Origin of the sequence: Pseudomonas sp. 39004, from assembly GCF_028682155.1 — a bacterium.
Classification (GTDB): Bacteria; Pseudomonadota; Gammaproteobacteria; order Pseudomonadales; family Pseudomonadaceae; genus Aquipseudomonas; species Aquipseudomonas capeferrum.
In genome coordinates, this window is sequence record NZ_JANIAG010000194.1 from 1 (window position 1) to 9,511 (window position 9,511).

Annotated in this window: 3 protein-coding genes and 5 tRNA genes; 3 read left to right on the forward strand and 5 right to left on the reverse strand. The window is 60.6% G+C overall.

All coding sequences use genetic code 11. The features are described 5' to 3' along the window. The 3 genes from NP534_RS23410 to NP534_RS23420 all read left to right on the forward strand — a co-directional run. The coding region (locus tag NP534_RS23410) for an RHS repeat domain-containing protein (RefSeq protein WP_274100267.1) at nucleotides 1-4,950 on the forward strand (4,950 nt) is incomplete at its 5' end. A gap of 232 nt (nucleotides 4,951-5,182) precedes the next feature. Beyond that, nucleotides 5,183-7,696: a fimbria/pilus outer membrane usher protein gene (locus NP534_RS23415; RefSeq protein WP_274100268.1), complete on the forward strand. Its 2,514-nt coding sequence runs from the start codon at nucleotides 5,183-5,185 to the stop codon at nucleotides 7,694-7,696. Nucleotides 7,697-7,728: 32 nt separating this feature from the next. Continuing rightward, nucleotides 7,729-8,814: a fimbrial protein gene (locus NP534_RS23420; protein ID WP_274100269.1), complete on the forward strand. Its 1,086-nt coding sequence runs from the start codon at nucleotides 7,729-7,731 to the stop codon at nucleotides 8,812-8,814. A gap of 95 nt (nucleotides 8,815-8,909) precedes the next feature. On the opposite strand, the gene NP534_RS23425 is transcribed toward NP534_RS23420, so the two are convergent. The 5 genes from NP534_RS23425 to NP534_RS23445 form a co-directional block, all read right to left on the reverse strand. Continuing rightward, nucleotides 8,910-8,985, reverse strand: a tRNA-Gly gene (locus NP534_RS23425). Nucleotides 8,986-9,069: 84 nt separating this feature from the next. Beyond that, a tRNA-Gly gene (locus NP534_RS23430) sits at nucleotides 9,070-9,145 on the reverse strand. A 2-nt stretch (nucleotides 9,146-9,147) separates the two neighbouring features. Beyond that, a tRNA-Glu gene (locus tag NP534_RS23435) sits at nucleotides 9,148-9,223 on the reverse strand. 91 nt (nucleotides 9,224-9,314) lie between these two features. Continuing rightward, nucleotides 9,315-9,390, reverse strand: a tRNA-Gly gene (locus tag NP534_RS23440). Between the two features lie 3 nt (nucleotides 9,391-9,393). Then, nucleotides 9,394-9,469: transfer RNA gene (locus NP534_RS23445), tRNA-Glu, on the reverse strand. Between the last annotated feature and the right edge of the window lie 42 nt (nucleotides 9,470-9,511).

A 9,511-nucleotide genomic window follows, 5' to 3' on the forward strand; every position in this document is an offset into this window, starting at 1 on the left:
CCCGAACTGATCGGCAACAACCTCTGCGGCCCACGCCTGCCCCTGCGCTTGAACTTCAGCCCGATGAACGACCAGGACTCAGGCTTTGGCATTGGCTGGGCATTGAACCTCAGCCAGTTCGAGATTCGCGCCAGCATGCTCAGCCTGGGCTCCGGGGAGCGCTTCAAGGTCAGTGACAACGGCCCGGGTGTGGAGCCGTTGATCGCCGAGCGCAAACTGGAGAGCTTCCACTTCCACAACGAAAGCAAGCCGGACCAACAGCTGGTGCGTTATCGCCTGGTGCACAAGTCAGGGCTGGTCGAGGTGCTGGAGCCGCAGGACAACGACAAGGACATTGCCTTGCCGGTGCGCGTGCTGGCGCCCTCAGGCCACGGCCTGAGCCTGGAGTACGAGCGCGATGTCGACGAGCCGCGGCTGGTTCGGGTGAGCGACGACAGTGGCCGCGACCTGCTGGCCATCGACTACAGCAGCAACCACGAGGTACTGCTCGACCTGCACCCCAGCGACGACCCCGAGGTCGAGCCCTGGGCCCGCTACACCCTGTCGCGCAACGGTGCCGACGAGTTGACCGATGTGGTGCTGCCGACCGACGAGCAGGCCAGTTGGCACTTCGAGTATCAGCGCTTCGGCAACCTGCGCTGCGTCAGCAAGGTGGACAACCCCCTCGGTGGAACCGAGCGGGTCTACTACCGTACCCAGGGGCACCGCTTCCCGCCGGCTGCCGATGGCCAGGCGCGCTGGCTGCCCAACGTCGAACGGCATGTGGTGCAACCCGGTGCCGGCCAGCCAGACATGGTCACCGAGTACGACTACAGTCCGGAGAACTTCCTCGGCTACGGTGGTACCGGCATCGTCTGGAGCGACGATGGCCTGGACAACCTGTACAAGCTCGTCGGCAACTGCTACGAATACACCTCCACCGCCCGCTACAGAGTGCCCGGCGAACCGGATGAAGACGGCAACCCGACCGAAGTCGACGCACGCACCATCACCCGAACGTTCAACCGTTTCCATCTGTTGAACGAACAGGTCACGCGCCAGGACGGCTGCGTCGAAACGGTCAGCACCACCTACCACGAAGTGGCCGGCCAGCGTTTCGAAAACCAGCCGGAAAAGTTCCAGCTACCCCACGTCATGAAAAAACACTGGAGCCTGGCGAATGATCCGCGGGAATACCGGGAAGAAAACGTCACCACCGACTACGACACGTTCGGCAACCTGACCGAAGAGATCCAAGCCAACGGCATTCGTACGGTCAATACCTACCACCCGGCCAATCCGGAAGGTTTCGTCGGCACTCTGGAAAGCCTGACGGTGCATCCAGCCGACTGCCCGGTGGAGCCAGGCCACGAGGCAGCACAAACTATTCGCGTCCGTTATCAATACCGCCAGCTCGCACCTCTACCGCCTGCGCAGGGGTACAAAGCACAGGAAGACTGGTTGCTACGCAACGAGGAAGAGATCTTCGAGGTACTGATCGACAGTGAAGGCAAGGAGCAGGAGCAATCGCTGCAAAAGACAGAATGCAGGTATTTGGAGGACAGCAGCAATTCGTTCCTGTATGGCCGCATGGACCATCAGTCAACGACCCTGAATGGCACCACCGCTCGCAGTCAATGGAAATACAAACGGATGGATGACGACGCCGGGCTGCCCATGCTGCTGTCGACCGAGCATACCTACACAGCCCCAGGCGGCACCCTACAGCGCAAGATCGAACAGATCCAGCGTGTCACCACCGGTGGCTTGTATCAGGAACAGGACCTCAACGGCGTCATCACCCGCTATCGCCACGACAAGCTCAACCGGATGCTGGAAGAAACAGTGGGCGCAGACACCACCGAGGCCGCAACGCGCCACTACGCGTACCGTCTGCTCAACCAGAACGATCGTGGCCAGGCTTTCGAAGAAGCGACCGACGTCAAAGGCGTACTAACCCGTACTTATCTGGACGGCGCTAGCCGTACACTGCGCCAGGAACTGGAAACCCTCGACGAAGACAAGCAACCGCAGACACTGCCTGTGCACTACCAGGCACGCTATGACTCTCTAGGAAACCAGTCCGGCGAGACGCTTTACGACCACTACACACAAGACGGTGAAAAGCAGGTAGTGGCAGTGGACTTCAGCTTCAGCCATGACGGCTGGGGCCAGCGCTGCAAGGTCGAGCGACCCGATGGTGTAATCGAACACCGCGACTTCTCACCCTTCGGTGCCGACGGCAACCGCATCAAGACATGGATCACCAGCGCCAAAAACCTGGAGCTGAAGCGCCGACAGCAGGTCAGTGAGTTCAACCGGTTTGACAAACCCGTGCATGAGTATCGCCTGGACGGCAACCGCGAAGTTGGCCGACACGACTACCACTACGACGGGCTTGGCCGCAGCACGAAGGAGACGCTCACACTCCAAGGCAACCTCGACGCGCCCACCCTGCGTTCGACCCATTACCATTACGATGCCTGGGGCCGCATGCACAAGACCCAGCGCCCCGATGACAGCCTGCTGGAGCGGCAATTCGCGGCGTACAGCCTCAGTGAGCTGACCACGCTGTTCCAGGTGCGCAAAGCTGCCAACGGCGTTGCGCGGCCTGTCTGCAAACGTGAATTCGATGGCCTGGAACGTCTTGAGAAAATCAGCGTAGGGCCACGGGTAGAAGACTACACGTACCAAGGCTCTCAGACCCTGGTCCATCAGCGCACCGCCTACCGCATGGAAAACGGCAACCCCGGCCAGGACAAGCGCGTCATTACCTATGGCTACAAACCGCAGCTGACCGAACAACCGCAGACGATCGAAACGACTCGCCAGCAGGGCAGCAAAGGGTCGGCAGCCAACCTGGCAAGCTTCGACTACGAAGAAAGTGCGGCGATCACGAGCGCCAAGGAAGATACCCAAGGGACGCGCAGCTACACGTACACCCCACTGGGCTACCTGCTCCAGGAAAAATGGGACAACAAGGACAGCACCGGCTATCACGTCGACTACGCGCACTCGCCGCAAGGTCGCCTGCTGTCGCGCCAGGACAGTGACGGCAAGGCAGTCGTGCATGCGTATGACGCCCAGGGGCGAATTGCCTACACTCGCCAGCAGTCATTGAAAGCCGCATTCAGCTACGACGAAGAGGGGCTGCTTGAAAGCACCGAAACGCTCGATGAGGCCAGTGGCCGCCGCGTGCTGTGCTCGCTGCAACACGACACCCTCGGCCGCGAAGTAAAACGCACCTTGAGCGTTGACGGCGGCGTGGCCCATGAGTTGCATCTGGTGTGGCGAGATGACGACCTGCTGCTCGAACGCCGCCTGGAGAAAGACGGCACCTTGTTGCTCAAGGAAAACTTCGAGTACGACGCGCTCAACCGCCTGGCCTTCCATGACAGCGAAGGCACCCTGCTACCTTGCAACGCCAAAGGCCGGCCGATCATCAGCCAGCAGTTCGATTTCGACGAACAAGATAACTTGACCCGTTGCCGAACCTGGTTCGACGATGGCGAACAGGATGACGCCGACTTCACCTACCTGGCTGATGGCAGCTTCCAGCTCGCCGCAGTGGCACACACGCTGATTACCGATTACCCGGCCCGTCAAACCTTCAGGTATGACGAACTGGGCAATGCCCTCAATGACGAATGGGGGCGGCGCCTGGTCTATGACAGTGTGGGGCGCTTGCAGGAAGTACGCGACGCCGATGACGACGACCAGGTCCTGGCCAGTTATCGCTATGACGGCCATGACCAGCTGTATGCCGCGCGCTACGGCACCGCAGCCGAAGTACTGCGTCGCTACCAGGGCAACCAGGTCGACCGCACCGTACAGGACGGCCTGCTGACCCACTACCTGTACCAGAGCGAGATGGCGCTTGGCCTCAACCAATGGCGAGGGGACCAGTTGCAGGACAGCCGTCTGCTGCTCAGCGATGCCCAAGGTACTGTCCTCGCCGAATATGACGCCGACGGCTTGCGGCCGAAACAGGAGGATACCGGCGAACTGCACCCGGCCACGTACAGCACCTATGGCGAACGCCCGGAAGATAACGGCCTGCGCACCCTGCTTGGGTTTCTCGGCGAGTTACGTGACGAGGCGTTCGGCTGGTACATGCTGGGCCGAGGTTATCGCACCTACAACCCCAGCCTCATGCGTTTCCACAGCCCCGATTCGCTCGCCCCCGAAGAGTCAGGCATCAACCCTTACCTGTACTGCCTCGGCGACCCGGTGAACTGGCGTGACCCCACCGGCCATCGCAGCGCCTATGGCTATGGCAAGGAAAACCCCACCGACCGCAGCTACCACCCGCCTTACATCGATCCAATCGAGAAACCGAAAGGAGGCTGGGCGCAATGGCTTGGCGTAGGTATCGCAGGATTGTTCCTGGTGATTTCCGCCGTGACGATGCCTTGGACTGCGCCCTTGAGCATTGGCTATGTCGTCGCCATTGCCGGGCTCGGCATGCAGGCGGCGGGTCTCGGGTTGCAGGTCGCGGCGATATATACCGAGGATGAAAACCTGGCGAATACGTTCTACATGCTCTCGAACGCGTTGCAGATCGTGGGGGGGCTGATGTTCGGGATTGGGCGAGGGATGGCTCTCAAGGTAGCGAAGCAGCTAAAGCATTGGACCAAACACCCACTTATGCAGCCAGGCTCTAAATTTAAGCTACCACGCTTGCCGGAAAAGCTATCAACAACGGGAGGAGATCCCATCATTACGAATGGTACTCCCCTGAGTGCTCAGACTACAGCAGGCAGTTCAAGTGTTCGCTCAACCTCCAGTCAGGTGTTCAAGAACATGGAAGATAGTGCGCTATGGCAGAGCCTCATTACCAATAAAAGGGTAATTTATTCACCTGGAACACGGGGAAAACTCCCCTTCCATAGCTCTATCTCCTTACCCACTTCCGGGGCATCTGGGGCACCTTGGCCTCCCGTCACTAGACCCTGGGGTTTTCTTTACTAAACGTCTTGTCCTCCCTTTAACTTTTACTCTAATCCGCTCTTGATTCCCTGCCGCCTTTAGCGGCAGGGAATTTCCCCCCGTCTTAACCTGCAAGCCGCGACAGTAAAGACGTTGCCTTCCTCAGAACAGAATTCTCCTACATCCACCGCCTCCCCATCCTTCATATCCTCTGGCCATCAGCTCACCCCCCCTGCCCAACGTCTTGAGCAGTTGAATCGACCAGGAAAGCTCCATGCCACAGCTTGAACGGCGCAGGCCACTGCCGTCGCGTCCGCGTTTTGCCTCGCTTTTGCCCATTGCCGGTGGCGGACTGCTGCTGGCCTTCGCACCACCGACACTGGCCACAACCGCCCACGCACAGTTCCAAACCGCCTTCATGCGCCAGGCCCCCGGCCAACCGCAGGACGCCGGTCAACAGGCGCTGCAGGGGTTGCAGGCGAACACCCCGTTAGCCGCCGGACGCTACCGGGTCGAGCTGCTGGTCAACCTGAGTTCGGCAGGCCAGCACGAACTGGACTTCCACGACCCCCTTAACGGCCAGGGCCTGCAAGCGTGCCTGAGCGCCGACCTGTTGCGTGAACTAGGGTTGCGCGAGCAGGCCCTGGAGGTGCCACTGCCCAGCGACGCGAGTTGCATCGACTTGCCGAGCCTGGTGCCGCAAGCGGAGGTGGACTTCAACCCCGCGCTGCTGCGCTTGAGCATATCGATTCCACAAATCGCCCTGCGCCGCGACATCAGCGGGCAGGTGCCGGTAGAGCGCTGGGACCCTGGCATAAACGCAGCCTTCGTCAACTACCAGGCGTCCGCCCAGCACAGCCGTGGTCGAGGTGGCAGCCGCAGCAGCCAGGACCTGTACCTGAGCAGCGGCCTGAACCTGGGCGCCTGGCAGTTGCGCAGCAACCAGGCATTGCGCCAGGACCACACTGGCCAACACAGCTGGACCCGCAGCAGCACCTATGCCCGCCGCGACTTGCCGGCCTTGCGCGCCAGCCTGACCCTCGGCGAAACCTTCACCAACAGCGAAGTATTCCGCAGCCTGCCGTTCAAGGGCGCGCAAATGGCTTCGGACCACGAAATGCTCCCCGATGTCATGCAGAGCTATGCGCCGGTCATCCGCGGCGTGGCACAAACGCGCGCCAAGCTGGAAGTGCTGCACAACGGGTACCCGATCTACGCCACCTACGTCGCGCCAGGCCCCTATGCAATCGACGACCTGAGCGTCGGCGCCGGCCACGGTGAGCTAGAGATTGTTCTCACCGAAAGCGATGGCCAGGTGAGCCGCTTCACCCAACCCTATTCGTCACTGGGCAACCTGCTGCGCGAAGGCATCTGGCGCTATACCGCCAGCCTCGGCCGCTACAACGGCGCCGAACACATCGACTCCCCAAAATTCTGGCAAGGCACCTTGGCCCGCGGCGGTGCCTGGGACACCACCCTGTACGGCGGCGCGATGAACAGCGACTACTACCGCGCCGGAGCCTTCGGCCTGGCACGCGATTTCGGTTCGATAGGCGGCTTGTCGTTGGATGTCACTCATGCCCGTAGTGACCTGGGCAGCAGCCTCGGCCAGGTTACCGGCAACAGCTTCGCCATGCGCTACGGCAAAAGCTTCCAGACCAACACCAACCTACGCTTCGCTGGGTATCGCTATTCCACCGAAGGGTACAGAGACTTCGACGAAGCCGTGCAACAACGCTACGCCGCCGCCGATTACCTGGGCAACCGCCGCAGCCGCCTCGAGGCCTCTGTCTATCAGAACTTGGGCAAGCGTGGCTCGTTGAGCCTGACCCTGACCCAGGACGATTACTGGAACAGTAACTTCCAGCGACGCCAGTACCAGATGCAGTACAACACCCAGTACAGCAACTTGGGCATCAACTTTTTTGCCTCCCAGGCTTTAAGCAGCAACCGCGCCGAAAACAGGCTGTTCGGCGTGAGTTTTTCACTGCCGCTGGATTCACCACGCTATCGCAGCGCAACCTTCGACGTGCGCCGTTCCAATGGCGCCTATAACCAACGCGCAAGCCTGGGTGGCAGCCTCAACGACAAGAGCCTGGACTACCGTCTCTCGGCCAGCAACGACGAGCAGCAACGCAAAAGCGCCGAGCTGTCGCTCGGCTATCTGGGCGAACAAGTCAGCCTTGGCGCCGGTTACACGCAAGGCGCCGACTACAGCAGCGTATCGGTGAATGCCAGTGGCGCCCTGCTGGCCCATAGCCAAGGGCTGACACTGGGCAACTATCTGGGCGAAACGGCTGCCTTGGTGCATGTCCCAGATATCGCCGGCGTTGGCGTGCAGAACACCGGCAAGGCGCGCACCAATAGCGACGGCTACCTGTTGGTCCCACACTTGCGGCCCTACCGCAGCAACACGCTGATCCTCGACACCGATGACCTGGGCCCGGACGCGGTCATCGATACCGGAACCCTGCAAGTGGTGCCGCAGCGCGGCGCGGTGGTCAAGGCACGCTTCGAGGGACGGCGCGTGAACCGCCTGGTGCTTACCTTGCAACTGCCCGATGGGCGCGCAATGCCGTTCGGCGCGGTGGTCAAGGATGAGCAAGGCGAGACACTGGCCGTGGTCGGCCAGGCCGGCCAGGCCTTGGTTGCCATCGAGACACCGCAGCAGACACTGCAAGTGGACTGGACCGACCAGCAGCCGCAGCGCTGCCAGATAGCCATCGCTCTCGAAGACATGCACCAAGATGGCGGCTACTTCCTGCAAACCGTGCAGTGCCAGCCTTAATGAACCGACCACGCTCTGCGGATAGACTCCCCATGCACAATGCTTCACGCCCACGTTTTCGCCCTGCATCCCTGGCAGCTTACGCGCTGTTGCTGTGGCCATTCGCGCAGGCCGCGCTGGCCAACTGCAGCTATGAATCCGGCCATTCTGGCCCGTTGAACTATGAAATGGACATGGGAACGCTATGGATGCCCCGTGATGCACCGAATGGCACGGTCATCGCCACAGCAAGCCCGCTGTTGTCCGCGCGCAACCGCTTGGTCTGCCACTATGAAACTAACAGGGAAGTATTCGCCATACTGACCAATACCGCCCCCATCGCCGTGCTGTCCACGCCGTTGGCAGGCAATAGCGCCCGTCAGATCCCTATTCTGCAAACCAGGATTCCCGGTATTGGCGCAACGATCGAGGTAGGTGAACCTTTCGATGGCACCGCGGTGAGCTACCAGAATCGATTCAGCGCCGACCCAGGCACGCCGAACGCCATTCCTTACTCTGGCGCCATGCGCAAACGCACGCCCGCCCCCGCGCAGATGTACTTTTTCCAACCAACGGTTACCCTGATCAAGATTGGCCCGATCGCAGCGGGGCCACAGCGTATCGATGAAGAAATGTTCCGCGGCATCATCGATACGCGAGGCGATATCATGGATTTCAGGCTCAGGGCCACGATCGACCATGCCCAGTGCACACTCAGGCCCGATGCGGTCAGTGCCGACCCCGTGCAACTCGGCGACCATACGCTGGCCGACTTCACCGGGGCGGGCTCGACCACCGTGAAAGTGCCCTTTCACATTCGCCTGAACGACTGCCAGGATGACAGCTCAGGCAGTGTGGCCATGGCACATATTCGCCTGGACGGCGCCCGAGGATCGAGCAGCCTGGACCGGAACCAGGGCTTGTTCAGCCTGACCAGCAACTCGACAGCCAAGGGAATTGGTATTCAGCTGCTACGCGATGACGGGTCGAGCATGCTGCTGGAAGAGGAAGTGCCGGTGAAGAGGCTGGCGATCGGCGAGACGCGTCTGGACTTCCAGGCGCGCTACTATCAGACAGATGCGAAAGTTGAGCCTGGCCTGGCTGAAGGCGCGCTGAACTTCACCATCAGCTACAAGTAAATGTGCCCTCCTGTCCGGGGCTGCCAGGCAGCACCGGACAGGATAAAAACCCAAACGACAAAAGGGACTTTCGTCCCTTTTGTCGTTTACATGTTTGGAGCGGGAAACGAGACTCGAACTCGCGACCCCGACCTTGGCAAGGTCGTGCTCTACCAACTGAGCTATTCCCGCATTGTGAAGCTTTACCGCTATCGGCGTGAACGCCTTGAAGACCTTCACCACCACTGTACCGCATAGACGCCACAGTATTTAAACTGGAGCGGGAAACGAGACTCGAACTCGCGACCCCGACCTTGGCAAGGTCGTGCTCTACCAACTGAGCTATTCCCGCAATGGCGTCCCCTAGGGGACTCGAACCCCTGTTACCGCCGTGAAAGGGCGGTGTCCTAGGCCACTAGACGAAGGGGACACACAACACTTTTCAGTGCACCAGACTTAAACCTTACGATTTACCCTGGATTTTCTTTTCCTGCCCCGCCGTTAAGCGTTGCCGGAGAAACTGGAGCGGGAAACGAGACTCGAACTCGCGACCCCGACCTTGGCAAGGTCGTGCTCTACCAACTGAGCTATTCCCGCAAATGGCGTCCCCTAGGGGACTCGAACCCCTGTTACCGCCGTGAAAGGGCGGTGTCCTAGGCCACTAGACGAAGGGGACACGCTGCAAGCATTTACATGCTGCTTTCACTTCCTGCCGCGT